Raw genomic sequence first — 19440 nt, 5'->3', positions numbered from 1 at the left:
CGAAAGATGAGGGGGCCCAGGTGGCGACCGGTACGACGGTGTTCAGCCGGGTGACGGTGGTCGCGCCGCAGACACGGATCGACGTCGCGTTGCCGTCCGACGTCGCGGTTGCCGACCTGATGCCGATGCTGTTGCACATGGCCAAGGAGGTCAAACCGGACGGCGGCGCGCGGCACGGCGGCTGGTGCCTGGCCAAGCTGGGCGAGAGCCCGCTGGACGCCAGCCGGACGCTGGCCTCGCTCGGCGTCGTCGACGGTGACCTGCTGCAGTTGCGCCGCCGCTCGGAGAATCCGCCGCCGCCGCTGTACGACGACGTCGTCGACGCCATCGCGGAGTCCAATCCGGACAGTTTCCGGCCGTGGACCGCCGAGACGGCAAGGCGGATCGGCCATGTCGCCGGCACGGTCGCGTTGATCGGCGCCGCGGTGGCGGTGCTGCTCGCCGGTCCGCTGATGCCCGGCGGTTACGGCCTGGTGGCCGCGATCGCCGCCGGTGTCGGCATGATCGCCAGCGTCGCCGTCGGCGCCGTGCTCACCCGCGTCTACCAGGTGCCGGTGACCGGTGTGATCGTGGCCGCCGCCGGTGGTCTGCCGATGGCGTTCGTCGCCGGCCTCTACGTGATTCCCGGCGAACTCACGCGGTGGAGCCTGTTGTTGGCCTGCCTGCTCGTGATGATCGTTTCCTGGGCGTGCATCCTGCTCGTCGGCTCGGGCGTGACGGTGTTCATCGCGGCCGCGACCGCGTCCACCCTGGGCTGGCTGGCCTTCCTCGTCGGCGCGCTGCTGGACACGCAGCCGATCGCCGGTGTCGCCGCCGGCGCGGCGGCGGTGTCGCTCGTCGCGCTGTCGTGGTTGCCGCGCTTCACCATCCGGCTGGCCAAGCTGCCGCTGCCGACCGTGCCCGGCAACGCCGAGGACCTCAAGGACGACGGCGGCTTCCCCGAGTACACCATGATCGAGAAGCGAGCCGGCCTCGCGCACGAGTACATGACCGGCATGATCATCGGCGCCGGCGTGACCACCGCGATCGCCGCCGTGCTCGCCGCCACCTCCGGCACCGTGTGGGGCCCGGTCTTCGCCGTCGTCGTCACGCTGGTGATGCTGCTGCGCTCGCGCACGTACGCCAACGGCAGCCAGGCGGTCGCCCTGCTGGCCAGCGGCATCGTCGCCGGCGCGGGCGTGCTGGCCGGCTGGATCGCGCTGTCCGACCCGTTCGGCCGGCTGCTGTGGGTGTTCGGCACGCTGATCGTGGTCGGCGCGGCCGCGCTGGTGCTCGGTGTCGCCTTCCCCAACCGCAAGTTCTCGCCGGTGCTGCGCCGGTCCGTCGACGTGTTCGAGGCCATCTGCATCGCCGCGGTGGTGCCGCTGGCGCTGGCCGTGATGGACCTCTACAGCACGCTGCGCCACCTGAACCTCTGAGGAAACCATGCGGATCACCAGAACAACCGCGCTCGCGGCGACGGTCGTCGTCGCCCTGCTCGGCCCCGGCCTGGCCCCCGCGCTGGCGCAGGACACCAACCCCGCCGCCGACCCGGACGCGTGGATGCCGCCGGCGCTGAACTACACCGGACCGCCGGCCAACGGGCCGGTGGACAAGAGCGCCAACGGGAACGTGGTTTTCACCCAGAAACAGGCCTGCATCACGTCCAGCGGCGGCCAGCCGATCAAGGACGTGCCCAACGGCCAGACCTGGCTGCGCCTGGACGAGGCGCATCAGTACGCCAACGGCGCCGGCCAGACCGTGGCTGTGATCGACACCGGCGTGAACCCGCACAACGCGCTCAGCGGCCGCCTGCTGCCCGAGGCCGACTACCTGAACGTCCCGGGCGTGAACCAGCAGGACTGCGACGGCCACGGCACCGAGGTCGCCGGCATCATCGGCGCGGACACGTCCAGCCTGGGTTCGGGCTTCCAGGGCGTGGCCCCCAAGGCCACCATCCTGCCGATCCGCCAGTCCAGCTCGGTGATCACGGTGAAGGCGCCGACCGACCAGAGCGACCGTCCCGCCGGCAACTCCATCACTCTCGCGTACGCCATCCTGACCGCGGTCCAGCGGGGCGCGACCGTGATCAACATGTCGCTGTCGGCCTGCCTTTCGCCCACCATGAGCGGCGCCGATCAGCAATCGCAGAAGATCCTGCAGCAGGCCATCCACTACGCCGTGGCCGACAAGAAGGTCGTGCTGGTGGCCGCCGCCGGCAACCTGAGCCAGGGCCCCGGCTGCACCACCCAGAACGACGCCCCCGACCCGAACCGGCCCAAGTGGATCGAATCGCCGGCCTGGTTCGCCGAGGACGTGTTGTCGGTGGCCGCCATCGCCACCGACAACAACGGGCAAGCGGCGGGAGCGCCGGCCAACTTCACCATGTGGGGCCCGTGGGTCAGCGTCGCCGGGCCGGGCACCGGGATCATCAGCCTCGACCCCGGCTCCAGAACCGGCCTGGTCAACCAGGAGATCGTCGGCGGCAAGCCGCAACCGTTGCAGGGCACCAGCTTCGCCGCCCCGTACGTGGCCGGGCTGGCCGCGCTGGTCAAGCAGCAGTTCCCGAACCTCAACGCGTACCAGGTGATGCACCGGATCGAGATGACCGCGCAGCACCCGGGCACGCCGTCCGGCCGCAACAACCAGGTCGGCTACGGCATGATCGATCCCGTCGCCGCACTGACCGCCGTCGTCCCGGGCGAGCCGAACTCGCCGGCGACCGCCAAGGCCGTGCAGATTCCGTCCGATGTCGGTGTGGCGGAGGCGAAAAGCCTGTCGCCGATGATGTTCGCCATGTACGGCACGCTGATCGGCGTCGCGCTGCTGCTGATCACGCTGTTCGTCGTGCACGCCACGAGCCGCTCCCGGCGCAACCACCGGCCGGCTCCGCAGCGGCTGCGGATGTGAGCAACCGGGCCCGGCACGGACAGCCGTGCCGGGCCGGTGCTGGCGTCAGTTCTCGCCGATGACGGTCGGCGCCGTCTTCTCCGGCTTGCCGAGCAGGTCCCGCAAATCGCCGCTGAGGCGGATCTTGGACTTGTGCTCCTGGTCCTCGCCGCCCTGGCCCTTCTGACCACCGGCCATGCCGCCCATCATGCCCATGCCGCCGCTGCCTTGCGCCGCACCGCCCTGCGCGGCCGCCGCAGCAGCCGGGGCGCTGGCGGGCGGGGGCGTGAAGTGCTCGGCGGCGGTCGGCTCGGCGACACCGGCGACATTGCCGGCGCCGGGCGCCTGCACGGCCTCGTGCGCGATCCCGGCCGCTGCCGGCATCGAGGCACCGCCACCACCACCCGCGTGACCGCCACCCGCGGCGGCGTGGGCGGCACCCGCCGCTGAAGCCGCCGCGTGGGCCGGGGCGGCGGCCGCCGGGCTGGTCGCCGCGGCGGGCTGCGGCTGGGCCGGCGGGGCGTAGTCGTACGACCAGTTCGAGGTCGGCATCGGGTGCTTCACGGTGATCTTGGAGAAGGCGTCGCCGCCGTGCACACCGCTGCACAGCTTGGTGAACGCCTCCAGCACGTCCCGTACCGACTCGAACAGCTGCTTGGTCGGCTCGTGCTGGTCGTCCAGGTGCTCGGTGGCCCGCTTCTCCCCGTGCACCGGCACGGACAGCGCCTCGGACACCGTGTCGGCGCTCTCCGCCAGCGTGTCGCCGAGTTGGTCGACGAGGTGCTCGACGCTGTTGGCGGTCTGCTCCAAGGCGTCGGCCATGGCGTTCATCGCATCGGCGAGGTCATGGCCGGACAGCCCGTAGGACTGCATGTACGCCATGAACGAGTCGGCGTCCTTGCCCTGCCACGACGCGTCCAGCCCGCCCAGCGACTTGGTCAGCGTGTCAGTGACCTCGCCGGCGGCCTTGGCCGCCTTGCGCCAGCGGTCGGCCTCGTCCCGCAGTGCGGACCACTTGCCGACCAGCGGCGCGTAGTACTCCTCGACGGGATCGGTCACGCCCAGCTGGCGACTGATCTGCGACAGGTAGTCCAGGTGGGCCGGCGACGCGCTCACTTGCCACCCGCCTTCTTCAGCAGGGCCGCGACGTCCTGGTCGTGCGAGCCGTAGTGGTCGGCGGTCTTGGCCAGCCCCTCGGCCGCCGCGGTGAGCGCGTCCACGGCCCGGGACAGCTGGTCGGACAACGTCCGCGCGGCCTGCGCGTACGCGGTGTCGGCACCGGTGTTGCGGCCGAGCTGGCCGAAGGCGTCGGCCGGCAGCGGCGCGCCCTTGAGCGCGTCCCGCGCCGACCCCAGCTCCTCCGACGACCGGGAGACCGTCTTGGCATAGCTCGCGATCCAGTCCGGATCGATCCGCACGCCGCTCACGTCATCCCCTCTCGCCGACTGATCCGGTCCCTTCGACGCGCCCGGGCCGCGTTCAGTTCCCCGCCCCGCCCGCCGGCGGCGCACCCTGCTGGTTGCTCGGCGCCGCGGTCGGGTAGCTGCCGGCGGTGGCCGGCGGCTGCATCGTGTCGTACGTACGCAGCGCGGCCCCCGGGTCGAGCGCGGTGCCCTGCGGCAGCAGCCGCACGATCGCGTCCGGCGCCGGCGGGTAGGTCGCCGGGTCGCCGAGCCCGACGCCGGCCGCGACCTGGTCCGGGGTCATGCCGGTGATCGACGACGCGAAGCCGTACTTCACGCCGAGATCGGAGATCACGTACACCGGCCCGGTGCGTTCGTCCGAAGTAGACGTGCTGTCCCGGACCACGGCGGCCTGCCCGGTGGGCAGGTAGAACTCGGAGATCTTGGTGCCGTCGGTGCTCGGCGTGCCCAGCTTGATCGGCTTGGCGTTGTTGGGCAGCAGCGGCTTGTGGGCCTCGAGAATGCGCACGGTCAGCAGCGGGCTGTTGTTCGGGTAGCTCCAGGCCGCGCACACCGCCGGGTACTCGTTGATGTCGACCGGGTTGACCTTCTCCACCGGGAACTCGTCCAGCGCCCACGCCGTGCCGACGCGCGGGATCGCCTTCACGTCGCCCGGCTCCACGTTGTGCGGCTTGGTGCCACCGTTCTCGTAGATGGCCTCGGCCGCAATCGGGGAGACCTCGTGCCGGCCCTCGGCCACCAGCACGTAGTAGTGGTCGGAGTTGTCGACCTCGACGGTGTGCAGCACGTCGCCGATCTTCGCGTTGTCCGGCGCCTGGTAGCTGGTCGGCTGCTCGCCGCGGCCGGGGATGCCCGGCAGGCTCAGCGCCACCGTGCCCGGGATGGCGTTCAGCACGGCCGAGCTGATCGGCCGCGCGTACTGCTGCTGCAACCGGTAGGTGTTGGCGATGGCCTTGTCCTTGTCCAGGTCCACTTCGGACTTGACCACGCGCGTGTTCTTCAGGCCGAGGCTCGTGCTGAACGAGGACTTGCGGTAGATCAGGTAGTACGAGTTGCCGCGGTCCGGCGTGACCAGCAGCGGCTGCGACAGGCTGATCTCCGAGCCGATCCCGTCGACACCACCGATCACCGACGTGGTCGGCGTCGAGCTCTTGTCGGCGTTGTCCGGCAGCGTGTCGCACACGTCCCAGAAGTTGCCGATCCGTTGCGGCCCAACGGGAAGCAGCTGCGGACCGTCCACGATGCCCTGCTTCTTGTCGCGGGGAAGGCCGTTGAGCACCTCGTCGTCGACCACCGCGGGCGTGGCCGCCGCCGGCGAGCTGGCGCCCTGCGCCCCGCCGCCGCTGTTGTTGGCCAACAGGATCAACCGAGCCGACGTCACATTGAACGTGGGCACCAGCCGCTTGTTGTTGTTGCTGTCGGTGATCAGCGCGTACACGGCGCCCGACTGCTTGCCGATCACCACGCCGTTGGACTCGGGCACCGAGCCCGCCGGGCTGAGCACGGCGAACAGGACAAAGCCGATGGCGGCGACCATGGCGAGCAGCACGCCCACCACCGCCGAGCGCATGTGCGACCCCATCGGGTCGTGCAGCATGACCGAGTCCTTGCGCACCAAGGCGGACTCCATCCGCCTCAGCATGAATCGGTACGCCTGGACCTGGGACTTGCTCGTAGGTGTCGAAGGCATTCGCGGCTCGCAGCTCTCCCGTTCGCGGTACGGTTTCGCAGGATAGCGGGAGGCAGTGCCGGCCGGGTGTGCTTCGGGACGACCCGATCGGCCACCACCCGATATCGCAGCGCACACCGAGGGGAAGATCGAGCGGATGTCCGTGACCACGCAACGCCCGGGCCCGCCCAGCAAGGGCGCGCCCCCGCCGCAAGCGCAGGCAGCCCCGCCGCCGCGACGCGTGCCGCCGGCACGCCGGCGCAAGGCGGGCGCGAGCATCGGCGGCCTGCCGGTGGCCAACCTCGTCGTGCTCGAGGTCGGCGTGGCGATCGGCCTCGGGCTGCTCGCGGTGAACACCTCCCTGCTGCCGGTCGCCGGCGGCATCGCGGGGCTCGCGCTCATCCTGACCTTCATCCGGTGGAACGGCCGTTGGTTCACCCAGTGGGTCGGGCTCACCGTGCGTTACCTGTTCCGCTCGCACAGCCGCGTCACTTCTCCCGCCGAGTCGGCAGCCGCCCCCGTCGACGAGGACGGTGAGACGAAGGTCATCGGCGCCGAGGACGCCCGGGTCGCGCTGCTCCGGCTGGCGGTGCCGGACCTCGTCGTCGCCCACGCCGTCGACCACGAGCGCGCGCCCGTCGGCATGGCGTGGCAGGACGGCGTCTGGACCGCCGTCCTGCGCGTGGAGCTGGAGCCGCTGCTCGTCTCGCCCATCGGCAAGGCGCCGAACCTGCCGCTCGGGGCGCTCGCCCCGTGCCTGGAGGACCGCGGCGTCGTGCTGGACTCGATCCGGGTGCTGTGGCACTGCTACCCCGGCAGCGCCGTCCTGCCGCCCAACTCGCCCGCCCTCTCCTCGTACATGGAGGTGCTCGGCGCGCTGCCGGCCTCCGCGCGGCGCACCACCCTGGTGGCCGTCCGGCTGGACCCGCGGCGCTGCGGCGCCGCCATCCGTGAACGCGGCGGCGGCGTGGTCGGCGCGCACCGGGCGCTGATCGGCGCGCTGTCCCGGGTGCGCAGCGCCCTCGAGGGCCGCGGCGTGCCGACCCGTCCGCTCGACGCCGACGAGTTGCTGGCCACCGGCATCGCCATCGGCGAGCTGTCCGGCGCACTCAATGCCGAGGGCCGGGTCGGGCTGGCCGAGAAGTGGGGTGGCGTCACCGCCGCCGGCGTCGGCCACTCCAGCTACTCGATCACGGGATGGCCCAGCGGCGGCGTCGCCGCCGGGCTGAACGCGTTCACCAGCATCCGCGCGCTGTCCTCCACCGTCGCGCTGGCCATCTCGCCCGGCGGCCAGGACGGCCAGGTCGGGCTGCGCGGGCTGGTGCGGCTCAGCGCCCGCACCCCGTCCGAGCTGTCCCGGGCCGAGGACCGGCTGGAGAAGATGTCCGACCAGCTCGGGTTCGACGTGACCCCGCTGCGCGGCCTGCAGACCGCCGCGCTGGCCGCGACGCTGCCGTTCGGAGGATGGGCATGAGCACGAGTCAGACCCGGTCCCGCGACACCATGGGCAAGGTCGGCGGGCTCGCCCCCGAGTACCTGGTGTCGCCCGAGCTGCTCGACGCCGTCAGCCCGTCGGCCGAGCGCGGCGGCACGCTGATCGGCAGCGACCCCGCCAACGAGCCGGCCAGCGTCTCCCTGCTGCGCCCGATGCCGACCCGCGTGGTCGCGCTCGGCGGCCTGTACCTGGCCCGCCAGCTCGCGCTGCGGGCGCTGGCCGCGGGCGCGTGGGTGATCATCGCGACCGGCCGGCCGCAGGCGTGGCAGGCGCTGGCCCAGGCCACCACCACCGGCGGAGGCGAGCGGCCGCTGCCGGTGGTGTCGATCCGCCGGCTGTCGCCGATCGAGCTGCCCGACAGCTCCGAGGAGAACCCGCTGCTCGTCGTGCACGACGGCGGCGCCACCCCGGTCGAGCTGCTGCCGCCGCGCACGCCGTGGCAGACCACCATGTACGTGCTGCCCTACCTGCACCCGCAGGCCGGGTCGCTCGCCATGAACGCCGACCTGGTGCTGATCCAGCGGCTGCAGGCCGCCCAGGCGCAGCTGGCCGCCCGGATCTGGCGGCTCAACCCGGCACGGGTCACCGAGCTGTCCCAGCTGCGCGACGACCACGTGCTGGCGCTGGGCCGCGACCTGTGGGTGCCGATCCGGCTGGTCACCAGCGAGGGCGAGAAGCAGATCCTCGGCCCGGTGCGCCGCGGCGACTGATCCAGGGCTTCTGGCCGGGAACCGACGCAACCCGATCGTGTCACCGGCCGTCACCGCATCATGACGTTCACACGATGTGCGGCCCTGGCGGTCGCGGCGGCGACCGCCCTGCTCGCCGTGCCCGCAACCGCCGTGGCCGCCACGGTGCCCGCCGGCTTCGCACCGGCGTCGAGCAGCTGGCTCACCCCGCGGCACGGCTACGTGCTCGGCTACGCCGGATCCACCGGGTACCTGCTGGAGACCACCGACGGCGGCGCTCGGTGGTCCCGGCTGACGGTCCCGCCGATCTCGCTGCCGGACAACCACAACCACGTCTCGCTGACCGTGCCGGACGGCAAGCACGCCTTCGTCTCCGACGGCGAGCACATCCAGGCCACCACCGACGGCGGCCGGCACTGGTTCGCGGTGGCGCTGGCCGGGCTGCCGAGCCCCAGCTACCTCGACAAGATCACCATCGCCGACGGGCAGGTACTGGCGCTGGCCAGCACCCTCAGCCAGCCCGACCACAACACCACGCAGCTCTACACCGGCAAGGTCGGCGCGCGGACCCTGACCGCCGTGCCGGGCATGTCCATCGACGGCGGCATCACGTACGGGGACCTGGCCGTCGGCGGCGGCGTCCAGGTCTCGGTCGGCGCCGACCACGCCAGCAGCAAGTACTGGACCTCCACCGACGCCATGCACTTCACGCCGTCGCCGCTGCCCTGCGACGTGTCCAAGCAGACCGCGCTGGACGGCGTTCGCGAGGGCAAGGTGGTCGCCCTCTGCCTCGGCGACCCCGCCGATCCCTCCCCGGGCCACATGCACAAGCAGCTGGTCACCGCAGCCGCCCTCGGCGTCCGGTTCCTGCCCTCCGACGCCGAGGCCCCGCTCGCCGGCATCATCCAGGGCTTCGCCGCCGGCTCCGCCCAGAACGCCACCATCGCCGCCACCGGTGGCGGCCTGGAGCTGCTGTACAGCACCACCGACGGCGGCAACACCTGGCAGACCACCCAGCTCGACGAGGACCGCTTCGGCCTGGCCGACCTGCGGTTCGTCGACTACGCCTTCGGCACCGTCGTCACCGGCTCGCCCGACGCGTTCAACGGCTCCGTCCTCTACCGGACGACCGACTCCGGCCACACCTGGCAGCCGATCACGTTCAGCTAGCGCTGCTGACCCGGACGTTGCGGGTGATCGCGGCGCGGGCGGCCAGGTCCTGGTCCGCGGGGTAGTCGACGCGGACCAGGGTCAGGCCGTGCGGCGGGGCGACGGTGACGGAGCTGGAGCGTTCGGTCGAGCGCAGCAGCGAGGCCGGCCAGTCGACGGGCTCGCGGCCCTCGCCGACGGCGAGCAGGGCCCCGACCAGGCTGCGGACCATGGAGTGGCAGAAGGCGTCGGCGGAGACGGCGGCGGTGAGCACGTCGTCGTCGCCGCGGCTCCACTCCAGCCGCTGGAGCTCGCGGATGGTGGTGGCACCCTCGCGCCGCTTGCAGAAGGCGACGAAGTCGTGCTCGCCGAGCAGCAGCCGGGACGCCTCGGACATGGCCGCCAGCGACAACGGCCGCGGCCAGGAGATCGTGTCCAGCCGGCGCAGCGGGTCGGCGCCGAAGGGGGCGTCGGCCACGCGGTACGCGTAGTGCCGGCGCAGCGCGGAGAACCGGGCGTCGAACTCGTCGGGCACCCGGGTCGCCCGGAACACCCGCACGTCGGCGGGCAGGATGCGGGACAGCCGCTTGGCCAGGCCGTCCACGTCGGACTCGACGGGCAGGTCGACGTGCGCCACCTGCCCGCTGGCGTGCACGCCGGCGTCGGTGCGACCGGCCACGGTCAGCGTCAGCGGCCGGCGGAACACCTGGGACAGCGCGTCCTCCAGCACACCGCACACCGTGCGCCGGGCGGGCTGGCGGGCCCAGCCGGAGAACTCGGTGCCGTCGTAACCGAGGTCCAGCCGAACGCGGACGAGCCCGCCATCCCCGGCGGGGGTGGCGGGCTCGTCGTGGACAGACGTCACTCGGACTTCTTGTCCTCAGCCTCGGTGGTCTCCTCGGCCTCGGCGACAGCCTCGGTCTCGGTGGCCTCGTCAGCGGCCTCCTCGGCGGCCGGGGTCTCGACGACCTCGGCGGCCGGGGCGGCAGCGGCCTCGTCCTTGGCGAACTTGGTGCCGCGGGCCTTCTCGGCCTCGGTGGTGACCAGCTTGTCCGCGATCAGCTCGATCACGGCCATCGGGGCGTTGTCGCCCTTGCGGGGCATGGTCTTCACGATGCGGGTGTAGCCACCGTTGCGGTCGGCGAAGTGCGGGCCGATCTCGGCGAACAGCTTGTGCAGCACGTCCTTGTCGCGGATGGTCTTGAGGACCTCACGACGGTTGTGCAGGTCGCCGCGCTTGGCCTTGCTGATCAGCCGCTCCGCGAGCGGACGCAGCTTGCGCGCCTTGGCCTCGGTGGTCTTGATCCGCCCGTGGGTGAACAGCGCGGTGGCCAGGTTGGCCAGCAGCAGCCGCTCGTGGGCCGGAGACCCGCCAAGCCGGGCGCCCTTGGTGGGGGTCGGCATTTCCGTTGCTCCTGTGGTCTAGAACAGCTGGGTCAGAGCTGCTCAGTCTCTGCGTAGTCCTGGCCGTCGTCGTGGTGGCTGTCCACGCCCGCGTCGGACCAGCCCGCGTCGGCCGGGAAGTCGGTCGCGGCGACCGACGGGTCGAACCCGGGCGGGCTGTCCTTCAGCGCGAGGCCGAGGCCGACGAGCTTGAGCTTGACCTCGTCGATCGACTTGGCGCCGAAGTTGCGGATGTCGAGCAGGTCGGCCTCGCTGCGCGAGACCAGCTCCCCGACGGTGTGGATGCCCTCACGCTTGAGGCAGTTGTAGGACCGGACGGTGAGGTCCAGGTCCTCGATCGGCATCGCGAACGCGGCGATGGTGTCCGCCTCGGCCGGCGACGGGCCGATCTCGATGCCCTCAGCGTCGACATTGAGCTCACGGGCCAGCCCGAAGAGCTCGACCAGCGTCTTGCCCGCGGACGCGACGGCGTCCCGGGGCGTGATCGACGGCTTGGTCTCCACGTCCAGGATCAGCTTGTCGAAGTCGGTGCGCTGCTCGACACGAGTGGCCTCGACCTTGTACGTCACCTTCAGCACCGGCGAGTAGATCGAGTCGACCGGGATCCGGCCGATCTCGGCGCCGGCCTGCTTGTTCTGCACCGCCGGGACGTAGCCGCGACCGCGCTCGACGACGAGCTCGATCTCCAACTTGCCCTTGGCGTTGAGGGTGGCGATGTGCAGGTCGGGGTTGTGCACGGTGACACCGGCCGGCGGCACGATGTCGCCCGCGGTCACCGCGCCGGGGCCCTGCTTGCGCAGGTACATGGTCACCGGCTCGTCCTCCTCGGAGGACACGACCAGCTCCTTGAGGTTCAGGATGATGTCGGTGACATCCTCCTTCACCCCGGGAACCGTGGTGAACTCGTGCAGCACGCCGTCGATCCGGATGCTGGTCACGGCCGCGCCCGGGATGGACGACAGCAGCGTGCGCCGGATCGAGTTGCCCAACGTGTAGCCGAACCCGGGCTCCAGCGGCTCGATGACGAACCGGGACCGGGTGTCGTTGATGGGCTCCTCGGCGAGCGTGGGTCGCTGAGAGATGAGCACTGCTTACCTTCTTTCGTACGACGCCCGCTATTTGACGTCGACCGAGTCCCGGCGCGACCGCCCGAGGGCGGCCGCGCCGGAGGGGATCACTTCGAGTACAGCTCGACGATCAGCTGCTCCGAGACCGGCGTGTCGATCTGCGCCCGCTCCGGGAGCTGGTGCACGAGAACACGCAGGTTGGACGGAACCACCTGGAGCCAAGCCGGGACCGGGCGCTCACCGAAGGTGGCCTTGGCGACCTCGAAAGGCAGCGTCGGCAGCGACTTCGGCTTCACGTCGATGATGTCCCACTTGGACACCCGGTAGCTGGGGATGTTCACCTTGTGGCCGTTCACGATGAAGTGACCGTGGCTGACCAGCTGGCGAGCCTGGCGGCGGGTGCGGGCCAGGCCGGCGCGGTAGATGACGTTGTCCAGCCGCGACTCGAGGATCTGCAGCAGGTTCTCACCGGTCTTGCCGGACTTGCGAACCGCTTCCTCGTAGTAGCGGCGGAACTGACGCTCCAGCACGCCGTAGGTGTAGCGAGCCTTCTGCTTCTCCTGCATCTGCAGGAGGTACTCGGACTCCTTGATGCGGCCGCGGCCGTGCTGGCCGGGCGGGTACGGACGGCGCTCAAAAGCCTGGTCGCCGCCGACGAGGTCGACCTTGAGGCGACGCGAGATGCGCGTCGCGGGGCCGGTGTAACGAGCCATCTGTGCTTACTCCTCCCCGTGCCTCAGACCCGGCGCCGCTTGGGCGGGCGGCAGCCGTTGTGGGGCTGCGGGGTCACGTCCTGGATGGTTCCGACCTCGAGGCCCGCCGCCTGCAGCGAACGGATCGCGGTCTCCCGGCCGGAGCCGGGGCCCTTCACGAACACGTCGACCTTGCGCATGCCGTGCTCGGCCGCCTTGCGGGCGGCGTTCTCGGCGGCCATCTGCGCGGCGAACGGCGTGGACTTGCGGGAGCCCTTGAAGCCGACATGGCCGGCGGAGGCCCACGCGATCACGGCGCCGGTCGGGTCCGTGATGGAGACGATCGTGTTGTTGAACGTGCTCTTGATGTGGGCGTGCCCGTGCGAGACGTTCTTCTTCTCCTTGCGCCGGATCTTCTTGACCCCGGCGCCGGAGCGAGTCTTGGGTGGCATTTCTTCGGAGATCTCCTAGCTAGCGGGGGTTACTTCTTACCGGCCTTCTTCTTGCCGGCCACCGTCTTCTTCGGGCCCTTGCGGGTGCGGGCGTTGGTCTTCGTCCGCTGACCACGCACGGGAAGCCCACGACGGTGCCGAAGCCCCTCGTAGCAGCCGATCTCCATCTTGCGACGGATGTCGGCCTGGACCTCGCGGCGGAGGTCACCCTCGACCTTGTAGTTGGCCTCGATGTGCTCACGCAGCTTGGCGAGGTCGTCGTCGCCCAGGTCCTTGGCCCGCAGGTCCGGGCTGATGCCCGTCGCGGCCAGGAGCTCCTTCGAGCGAGTCCGGCCAATGCCGAAGATGTAGGTCAGCGCGATCTCCATCCGCTTTTCGCGGGGGAGGTCGACGCCAGCGAGTCGTGCCATGCGGCGTACTGCTCCTCACTTGTCATCGCTCCAGGTCTGCTCCTCGTCCGTTCTGGGACCGACTCGCTGTGCCGATACGCCCGCTCGCACGGGCGCTGTCCCAGCCCCGGCCTGGAGTCCGGGGGTGAGCCGGGTGCGTGACGCGTGCGCCCGGCAGGGTCGAGGAGGTGTGTGTACTTGTGGTCGCGTCCACTCAGGGACCGACGACGAGCACGAGGTCGGTGATCAGCCCTGGCGCTGCTTGTGGCGCAGGTTGTCGCAGATCACCATGACCCGGCCGTGGCGGCGGATCACCTTGCACTTGTCGCAGATCTTCTTGACGCTCGGCTGGACCTTCACGGTCGTGCACTCCTGTGCGAGTAGTTAGGGGGTCCGAGGGCTGGCCCACGGCGTGTGACGCTCATGCTCAGCAGCGCCCCACGTCCCCAACGTGGAGGTCACTTGTAGCGGTAGACGATTCGGCCGCGGGACAGGTCGTAGGGCGACAGCTCCACGACAACCCGGTCCTCCGGCAGGATACGGATGTAGTGCTGCCGCATCTTGCCGCTGATGTGCGCGAGAACCTTGTGGCCGTTCTCCAACTCGACTCGGAACATCGCGTTGGGGAGTGGCTCGACCACGCGGCCCTCGACCTCGATGGCCCCGTCCTTCTTGCCCATGTCCTCCGCGTTTCGTGACGGTGGTATGACTGGTGTGCGGCCCGCGCGACACCCCGACTCCGATCGCCCACCGAGATCACGAACGCGGTGACTTCAAGATCACCGCAGGCACGACGGAATCGACGCGACGAGTGCGCCGTCAATCCAGTGTACGGTGCTCCTGGGTCTTACCCAAATCGAGGCGCAGGTCACGCCCGGTTGTCGCGTCCGATGCCCAGGATGTAGCCCGCGACCAGCAGGGCTCCCCAGGGGCCGGCCACCCAGATCCACCACGGGTAGACCATGCCCTCGGTGAACACCACGATCGCCCAGATCACGAAGTTGACCAGGCTCGCCGCGAACCAGGCGCCCGTCGCGACCCGCATCACCGTCGCCCCGCGCCCTTGCGGCCGCCTCGCCACCTCCGCCGTCGGCCGGCTCGCCGGCGTCGGCTCCTGTGCCAGCTCCGACCGCGACCACGGCACCGGTTGACGCACGTCCGGCAGGTCCGCCGTCACCTCCGCCAGATCGCCGAACGTCCGCGCCGCCCACACCTTGCGGGTCCGCTCGTCGAACTCGTCCAGGTCGAGGCGGCCCTCCGCGTGCGCCTTCTTCAGCTGGCCCGCCACCAGCCCGCGGTCCGCATCCGACACCCGCCTCGCATCCGGCGGCACTGGCTGCTCCACCCCACCATCCTGCCAGCCACCCACGTTCGGTAACACCGTTACGATTGGCCTGTCGGTCCTTCGCGCGTCGAACACCTGTGCCAGCCCTGGCCAAGGCCGGGCACCCCGGGCGCGGCGCAGGCACGCGCCGAGCTCAGTCCTCGGGGGCGGTGAGGATCCAGGGGCCGTCGTCGGTGATGGCGATGGAGTGTTCCCAGTGGGCGGCGCGGGTGCCGTCGGCGGTGATGACGGTCCAGCCGTCGTCGAGTTCCTTGGTCTGGTCGGTGCCGAGGGTGAGCATGGGCTCGATGGCGATGGCCATGCCGGCCTTGAGGCGCGGACCCTTGCCGGGCTTGCCGAAGTTCGGCAGGAACGGCTCCATGTGCATCTGGGTGCCGATGCCGTGGCCGCCGTAGTCGGTGACGATGCCGTACTCGACGCCATCGGCCTCGTCGGAACGCAGGACGGAGCTCTCGATGGCGAAGGAGATGTCGGTGAGCCGGGCGCCGACGACGGCGGCCTCGATGCCGGCATGCATGGAGGCACGGGTGGCCTCGGAGAGCTTGCGGTCGGAGTCGGTGCCAGGTCCGACGAGGACGGTGACGGCGGCGTCACCGTGCCAGCCATCGAGGATGGCGCCGCAGTCGATGGAGATGAGGTCACCGTCGGCGAGGACCTGAGTGCGGCTCGGAATGCCGTGCACGACCTGGTCGTTGACGGACGCGCAGATGGACGCGGGAAAGCCGTGGTAGCCCTTGAAGGAGGGCACGGCCCCGGCGTCCCGGATGGTCTGCTCGGCCAGCTCGTCCAGCTCGGCGGTGCTGACGCCGGCGGCGGCCCGCTCGGCCATCAGGGCCAGGGAGCGGGCGACCACAATCCCGGCCGCCCGCATCGCCTCCAGCTCGCCGCGCGTCTTGATCTCGATACCGCGACCTCGCTTGAGCAACTCAGACTCCAGCGCGCAGCGCCTTGAGCGCCCGCTCGGTGATCTCACTGATCTCGCCGACGGCGTCGACGGTGACCAGGATCTCGTCGTAGTAGTCCAGCAGCGGCCGAGTGGCCGACCGGTAGACCTCCTGCCGGTGCCGCACGACCTCCTCGGTGTCGTCGGCCCGGCCACGGGCGAGCAGCCGCTCGACGACGACCTCCTCGGGCACGTCCAGCTCCAGCACGGCGTCGAGCGACTCGCCGGACTCGGCGAGGATCTCGGCCAGCACATCGGCCTGGGCGGTGTTGCGCGGGAAGCCGTCGAGCAGGAACCCGGACTGCGCGTCGGACTGCGCCAACCGGTCCTTGACCATCGCGTTGGTCACCGAGTCCGGCACCAGGGCGCCGGTGTCCAGGTACTTCTTGGCTTCCAGCCCGAGGGGCGTCTCCTCGGCGATGTTGGCCCGGAACAGGTCCCCGGTGGAGATGTGAGGAACCCCGAGCTTCTCGCTGAGCACGGTTGCCTGAGTACCCTTGCCCGCGCCTGGCGGGCCGACGAGGACGAGTCTCACTAGCGCAGGAACCCTTCGTAGTTGCGCTGCATGAGCTGGCTCTCGATCTGCTTGATCGTGTCGAGACCGACGCCAACCATGATCAGCACAGCGGTGCCGCCGAACGGGAAGTTGTTGTTCGTGCCGTTCGACCCGGTGACGCTGAGGAAGAAGGTGGGCAGCACGGCGACCAGGCCCAGGTACAGCGAGCCGGGCAGCGTGATCCGGTTCAGCACGTAGGTGAGGTACTCCGACGTCGGCCGGCCCGGGCGGATGCCGGGGATGAAGCCGCCGAACTTGCGCATCTCGTCGGCGCGCTCGTCGGGGTTGAACGTGATCGCCACGTAGAAGTACGTGAAGAAGATGATCAGCGCGAAGTACAGCGCGATGTGGCCCCAGCTGCTCGGGTCGACGATGTAGCTCTGGATCCACTGCTGCCAGCTGCCACTGCCGCCCTGGTTGGTGGTCAGCGAGATGATCAGCTGCGGCAGGTAGAGCAGCGACGAGGCGAAGATGACCGGGATGACGCCCGCCTGGTTGACCTTCAGCGGCAGGTAGGTCGAGGTGCCGCCGTACATCCGGCGGCCGATCATCCGCTTGGCGTACTGCACCGGGATCCGGCGCTGCGCCTGCTCGAGGAAGATGACGAAGCCGATGATCAGCAGGCCGAACAGGCAGATCGCGGTGAACACCAGGCCGCCACCCTGCTGCAGGATGGTCTGGCCCTCGTTCGGGATGCGGGCGGCGATCGAGGTGAACATCAGAATCGACATGCCGTTGCCGACACCGCGCTCGGTGATGAGCTCGCCGAACCACATGATGATCGCGGTGCCCGCGGTCATGGTGATGACGACAACGCTCAGCGAGAACAGGCTCTGGTCCGGGATGACCTGCGCCGGGCAGGAACCGAACAGCTGGCCACGGGTGGCCAGCGCGATGATGCCGGTGGACTGCAGGATGGCCAGCGCGACCGTCAGGTACCGGGTGTACTGGGTCAGCTTGTTCTGGCCGGCCTGGCCTTCCTTCTTCAGCTGCTCGAAGCGCGGGATCACCACCGTCAGCAGCTGGATGATGATGCTCGCCGTGATGTACGGAAGGATGCCCAGCGAGAACACCGACAGCTGGAGCAACGCGCCACCGCTGAACAGGCTGATCAGGCCGTAGACACCGCTTTGGTCCACGTTCTGGATGCACTGCTGAACGTTTCCGAAGTTCACGCCCGGGGAAGGCAGCTGCGAGCCCAGCCGATACAGCGCAAGGATCCCCAACGTGAAAAGGATCTTGCGGCGCAAGTCCGGCGTCGCGAGAGCCGAGCGGAAGGCGCCAAGCACGCGTGACCTCCTCGGCGTCACCGGTCTCCGACCGGTGAACGGCTTGTCCGACCCATGTCGGCTGACGACCTGGCGAGCAAGCCAGGAACGCTTCGTGCCGGCGGGGCCCGAAGCGTGCTCACGACTGTAACAGGCCCGGGCGGCACTACGGACCCCACCAGGGGCAGAAAGCCACGGTGATCATCGGAGACCGCCGGTCGGCGGGTCCCGAACCGGACATTCCCGCTCCGACAACCGCAGCTCAGGCCCATGCCCGGCGGCGCGGACCGGCCCGCGGGGCGGCACGTGCCGACCGCCGATGGCCCCCTCCCGCCCGGTCGCGGCAGCGGACGGAGGAACCGGCCACTTGTGGCCGGACCCGGTCGTCAGCGGCGGATGGGCGGACCGCTCACTTCTGCTCGCCGAAGTTCTTCATGATCAGCTGCCCGGCCGGCACCAGAATCGACTCGGCCTCCTGCTGGGTCAGCCCCTTGTCGCCGTGTTCCGGGTCCTCCGCCCGCAGTTCGATCACGAACCGGCCCTTGCGGATCAGCAGCACTCCCGCGGTGGCGACGGAGCCCTTCTCGGTCATGATCACCGACTCGTCGCCGAGCGGGACCACGGTGGCGACGCCGGCGTGGTGGGTCCGCTCGTAGTTGATGTTCAGCTGCGCCGGCCGGTCCGACAGGTAGCTCGTCACCCGCAGGTCCAGGCTCGTACGGGAGAGCGAGTCCGCTTCACCGGTGCCGCGCTCGCACTCCATCTCCACGTAGTTGTAGAGGTTGTGGTCGTTCTGGTCGCTGAACGCCACCTGGCCGACCGCGGTGCCCGGCTGATCGACGACCAGCGGCGACAGCGGCTTGTGGTAGGCGCTGTCGAAGACGTCGCCGGCGAGCAGCGGGCACGCCTGGACGTAGCTCTTGGGGAACGCGGCCTTGTCGTAGCTGACGGTGGAGGGCCCGGCCGGCGTGGCGGCCTGCGTGGTCAGGTTGTGGGCGACGGCGGCGATGATGTCGTCGAGCTTGCCGGCGTACCCCGCCTTGGTCAGGTGGAAGTCCAGATCCACGGTGACGCCCTTGACCTTGAGCACCGTGTCGCCGGTCACGTCGTCAGGCTTGGAGCCCTCGCGTCGCTGGGTGTACGCGGCGACGTCGCCGATGTCGGCCTGCCGCTGGTAGCGGTCCAGGGAGCCGTCGGTCGGGTAGTAGGGCTCCTGCGACACGGCGACGGCGACCATGTCGTCGTGGGTCTTGTCGTCGGCTTCCAGGTTGTACCCGCACTTGTTCAGCGCGAAGCCGCTGGCGCTGGCGAAGCCCAGCGAGTCGGTGTGCAGCCGACCGGTTCCGTCGCCGGCGATGTAGATGCGCTGGTAGTTCGCGACGTTCGGTTCGGCGTTGGGGTCGTAGTGCAGCCCCAGCTTGTTCAGGTCGGCGACGGCCAGCAGGTTGCATGCCTGCACCACCGCGGTCCCCTGGTAGCTGGTCGGCTGCGGGACGGGCTGCTCGGACAGCGGCGCCGGGTCCGCGTAGTTGTCCGAGTCGGCCTCAGGCCCGGCCCGCTTGACCGTCATGCCGTCGTCCCGTGTCTGCTGGGCCGTGTTGCTGCCGGCGGACGGGAACAAGACGGGGCGCAGCAAGGTGAAGCCGACGACGCCGAGCACCAGCAGCGCGCAGCACAGCACGATCACCAGGCGGACGGCCTTGCCGCGGTTCGGGGGCGGCAGGGGCGGTCCCGGGCGCCACTGCTGCTGGCCCGGATACGGCTGTTGCGGCGGGTACGGCTGCTGCGGGTAGGGCTGCTGTGGCGGCAACGGCTGCTGCTGGCCGTAAGGCTGCTGCTGGGGATGGGGCTGCTGCTGCCACTGGGGTTGCTGCCATTGCTGCGGAGGCTGCTGCCACGGGGGCTGCTGCGGTGGCGTCGACACGCCACCGGAACGTAGTCCACTGGGCCGTCCGGAGTATTGAGAAACGCTTGAACGTCCCGGTGACCCACGGTTCGCGAGCAGGCCTCGAAAACACGGAACGGCCGGC

21 protein-coding genes are annotated in these 19440 nt (G+C 70.4%); 5 read left to right on the top strand and 16 right to left on the bottom strand.

The window, feature by feature from the left end; genetic code table 11:
- The first annotated feature begins 20 nt into the window (after window positions 1–20).
- Complete coding sequence (eccD, locus tag BJ998_RS22315) at window positions 21–1418, top strand: type VII secretion integral membrane protein EccD (RefSeq protein ID WP_184864491.1); 1398 nt, start codon at window positions 21–23, stop codon at window positions 1416–1418.
- Between the two features lie 7 nt (window positions 1419–1425).
- On the top strand, window positions 1426–2889 hold the full coding sequence (gene mycP / locus BJ998_RS22310; protein ID WP_184864489.1) for a type VII secretion-associated serine protease mycosin: 1464 nt from the start codon (window positions 1426–1428) through the stop codon (window positions 2887–2889).
- Between the two features lie 45 nt (window positions 2890–2934).
- Here the strand turns inward: mycP and BJ998_RS22305 are convergent, their stop codons facing one another.
- From BJ998_RS22305 to eccB, 3 genes are read right to left on the bottom strand one after another with little or no spacing between them, the layout of a single operon-like run.
- Entirely contained in the window at window positions 2935–3984 is a 1050-nt protein-coding gene (locus BJ998_RS22305; protein ID WP_184864487.1) for a WXG100 family type VII secretion target, read from the bottom strand.
- A complete protein-coding gene (locus BJ998_RS22300; RefSeq protein ID WP_184864485.1) occupies window positions 3981–4295 on the bottom strand; it encodes a hypothetical protein in 315 nt (104 codons plus the stop codon). The genes BJ998_RS22305 and BJ998_RS22300 overlap by 4 nt, the downstream gene beginning before the upstream one ends.
- 52 nt (window positions 4296–4347) lie before the next feature.
- On the bottom strand, window positions 4348–5982 hold the full coding sequence (gene eccB / locus BJ998_RS22295) for a type VII secretion protein EccB (RefSeq protein WP_184864483.1): 1635 nt from the start codon (window positions 5980–5982) through the stop codon (window positions 4348–4350).
- 271 nt (window positions 5983–6253) lie between these two features.
- On the opposite strand from eccB, the gene eccE reads away from it, so the two are divergent.
- Genes eccE through BJ998_RS22280 form a run of 3 tightly spaced genes read left to right on the top strand, consistent with a single transcriptional unit; the run spans window position 6254 to window position 9315 of the window.
- The gene (eccE, locus tag BJ998_RS22290) at window positions 6254–7435 is read left to right on the top strand and encodes a type VII secretion protein EccE (RefSeq protein WP_312890562.1); all 1182 of its coding nucleotides are present in this window, start codon (window positions 6254–6256) and stop codon (window positions 7433–7435) included.
- On the top strand, window positions 7432–8166 hold the full coding sequence (locus tag BJ998_RS22285) for a hypothetical protein (protein ID WP_184864479.1): 735 nt from the start codon (window positions 7432–7434) through the stop codon (window positions 8164–8166). Before eccE ends, BJ998_RS22285 begins: the two co-directional genes overlap by 4 nt.
- 60 nt (window positions 8167–8226) lie before the next feature.
- Complete coding sequence (locus BJ998_RS22280) at window positions 8227–9315, top strand: WD40/YVTN/BNR-like repeat-containing protein (protein ID WP_184864477.1); 1089 nt, start codon at window positions 8227–8229, stop codon at window positions 9313–9315.
- On the opposite strand, the gene truA is transcribed toward BJ998_RS22280, so the two are convergent.
- The 13 genes from truA to BJ998_RS22215 all read right to left on the bottom strand — a co-directional run bounded on the left by truA (window position 9308) and on the right by BJ998_RS22215 (window position 19334).
- Window positions 9308–10159 (bottom strand): tRNA pseudouridine(38-40) synthase TruA, encoded by an 852-nt coding sequence (gene truA, locus BJ998_RS22275; RefSeq protein ID WP_312890272.1) that lies wholly within the window; start codon window positions 10157–10159, stop codon window positions 9308–9310. The two genes, BJ998_RS22280 and truA, sit on opposite strands and share 8 nt — an antisense overlap.
- Window positions 10156–10698, bottom strand: a complete 543-nt coding sequence (gene rplQ, locus BJ998_RS22270; RefSeq protein WP_184864474.1) for a 50S ribosomal protein L17 — start codon at window positions 10696–10698, stop codon at window positions 10156–10158. Before rplQ ends, truA begins: the two co-directional genes overlap by 4 nt.
- Before the next feature lie 32 nt (window positions 10699–10730).
- Window positions 10731–11786, bottom strand: a complete 1056-nt coding sequence (locus BJ998_RS22265; RefSeq protein ID WP_184864473.1) for a DNA-directed RNA polymerase subunit alpha — start codon at window positions 11784–11786, stop codon at window positions 10731–10733.
- Window positions 11787–11872: 86 nt separating this feature from the next.
- Window positions 11873–12478, bottom strand: a complete 606-nt coding sequence (rpsD, locus tag BJ998_RS22260) for a 30S ribosomal protein S4 (protein ID WP_184864471.1) — start codon at window positions 12476–12478, stop codon at window positions 11873–11875.
- 23 nt (window positions 12479–12501) lie between these two features.
- Window positions 12502–12909 carry a 30S ribosomal protein S11 gene (rpsK, locus tag BJ998_RS22255; protein ID WP_116172425.1) on the bottom strand — a complete coding sequence of 136 codons (408 nt, stop codon included), beginning with the start codon at window positions 12907–12909 and terminating at the stop codon, window positions 12502–12504.
- Window positions 12910–12938: 29 nt separating this feature from the next.
- Window positions 12939–13319, bottom strand: coding sequence for a 30S ribosomal protein S13 (gene rpsM / locus BJ998_RS22250; RefSeq protein ID WP_184864470.1), 381 nt, complete (start codon window positions 13317–13319; stop codon window positions 12939–12941).
- Between the two features lie 225 nt (window positions 13320–13544).
- Complete coding sequence (gene rpmJ / locus BJ998_RS22245; RefSeq protein WP_022925314.1) at window positions 13545–13658, bottom strand: 50S ribosomal protein L36; 114 nt, start codon at window positions 13656–13658, stop codon at window positions 13545–13547.
- A 98-nt stretch (window positions 13659–13756) separates the two neighbouring features.
- Window positions 13757–13978: a translation initiation factor IF-1 gene (gene infA, locus BJ998_RS22240; protein ID WP_005166804.1), complete on the bottom strand. Its 222-nt coding sequence runs from the start codon at window positions 13976–13978 to the stop codon at window positions 13757–13759.
- A 188-nt stretch (window positions 13979–14166) separates the two neighbouring features.
- Window positions 14167–14643: a DUF1707 domain-containing protein gene (locus BJ998_RS22235; protein ID WP_184864468.1), complete on the bottom strand. Its 477-nt coding sequence runs from the start codon at window positions 14641–14643 to the stop codon at window positions 14167–14169.
- Between the two features lie 133 nt (window positions 14644–14776).
- Window positions 14777–15568, bottom strand: coding sequence for a type I methionyl aminopeptidase (map, locus tag BJ998_RS22230; protein ID WP_184864466.1), 792 nt, complete (start codon window positions 15566–15568; stop codon window positions 14777–14779).
- A 1-nt stretch (window position 15569) separates the two neighbouring features.
- Window positions 15570–16121, bottom strand: a complete 552-nt coding sequence (locus BJ998_RS22225) for an adenylate kinase (protein WP_184864464.1) — start codon at window positions 16119–16121, stop codon at window positions 15570–15572.
- Window positions 16121–17431, bottom strand: coding sequence for a preprotein translocase subunit SecY (gene secY / locus BJ998_RS22220; RefSeq protein WP_184864462.1), 1311 nt, complete (start codon window positions 17429–17431; stop codon window positions 16121–16123). Before secY ends, BJ998_RS22225 begins: the two co-directional genes overlap by 1 nt.
- Before the next feature lie 388 nt (window positions 17432–17819).
- Window positions 17820–19334, bottom strand: coding sequence for a hypothetical protein (locus BJ998_RS22215; RefSeq protein WP_184864460.1), 1515 nt, complete (start codon window positions 19332–19334; stop codon window positions 17820–17822).
- Window positions 19335–19440 lie beyond the last annotated feature (106 nt).

The sequence above is a fragment of the Kutzneria kofuensis genome (assembly GCF_014203355.1).
Lineage (GTDB): Bacteria > Actinomycetota > Actinomycetes > Mycobacteriales > Pseudonocardiaceae > Kutzneria > Kutzneria kofuensis.
This window is presented reverse-complemented; position numbering and strand designations above follow the sequence as displayed.